The organism is Pseudomonas avellanae BPIC 631 (assembly GCF_000444135.1).
GTDB lineage: Bacteria > Pseudomonadota > Gammaproteobacteria > Pseudomonadales > Pseudomonadaceae > Aquipseudomonas > Aquipseudomonas avellanae.
Genome location: NZ_ATDK01000451.1, coordinates 1 through 1,147, shown reverse-complemented (window position 1 = coordinate 1,147; position 1,147 = coordinate 1). Strand labels below are relative to the sequence as shown.

The window sequence follows — 1,147 nt, the reverse complement described above, 5'->3', positions numbered from 1 at the left end:
ACTGTTTTCGAAAAAACCAGCTACTAACTAACGTAAAATTCAAATTTTATCAATAACTTAGGTTGCGGGACACGGGTAAATTATTTCGCAAACAGTACACTAGTAACCGAACTAAAGCGTGCTAATATTGTTTCAGTAAAGGGTAAAAATTGGCGAATAGCGGAAGTGGCTGGACATATGAATGGTATCACCCTTTCTAGTTCAGTTGCGCATCTATTACCCCTTTAGTATACTTTCGAAAAAAAACAGCTGCTGATTCCCGAAAAATTAAACTTTATCAGTAGCTTATTCTATACATCATAGGGAGGCGCAGATTTATTCGATTTTTCGTCCCTGCAACGCCCTGGAGGCCTTGATTTATCAGGGGCAACAGCTGGGTTTTAGAATAAATCAGCGTCTCCATAGGTAGATTGTTTCGCGAATAGTACACAGGGGTGCAACATGAACGTTAGTATTGCCGCCTTGGGAAACGCTCTGTCGTCTTTTGAGGTCACAAATGAAGGCTTTGATAACTGCGCGCCATATAGAAGTTCTGTGCATCCAATAATAATGCTAAGTGACGACGCTCGATGATCATTGTCATTATCCGACATGGTGAAACGCCACAAAATTTGCTTGGCGTTTTTCAGGGACAGTCTGATCCTGAGCTGAATAACGTGGGGATAGATCGGTTCAAGGAAACTGCCAGAACGCTTAAGAATGAGAAGTGGGATGCTATTTATAGCTCTAACTATAAACGCTCACTGGTTTCCGCAAATCTTTTGACAGTTGATGTTAACTTGAGAAGATTTGTTTCCACAGACTTTTCGGAGCGCCACTTGGGCGCACTGGACGGTAAGTCTAAGGAGCTTCTTATATCTGCTGATCCTGAGTTATCGAGAAAGTTAATAACACTTGAGTATACCCCATCCGGAGGGGGGGCGGGTCGTTCAGCGTTGGAGCGTTTTGTCCGTGGAATACATACTATTAAAAATAATCACCAAGGCCGGGTTATTGTTGTTTCTCATGGAGGTATTGTGGCACTTTTTGCTCACCACATGTTAGGGGTGCGACAGACTTCCTGCCCTCTAGTGTACTGTTTGCGAAATAATTTACCCGTGTCCTGCAACCTAAGTTATTGATAAAATTTGAATTTTACGTTAGTTAG

The 1,147-nt window shown here is 42.2% G+C and carries 2 pseudogenes; both read left to right on the top strand.

The window, feature by feature from the left end:
- Positions 1 to 87: 87 nt before the first annotated feature.
- Positions 88 to 228: pseudogene (locus DW49_RS1000000131030) on the top strand (AvrD family protein); the annotation flags it as partial.
- 341 nt (positions 229 to 569) lie between these two features.
- Positions 570 to 1,070, top strand: a pseudogene (locus DW49_RS1000000131025) (histidine phosphatase family protein); the annotation flags it as partial.
- Between the last annotated feature and the right edge of the window lie 77 nt (positions 1,071 to 1,147).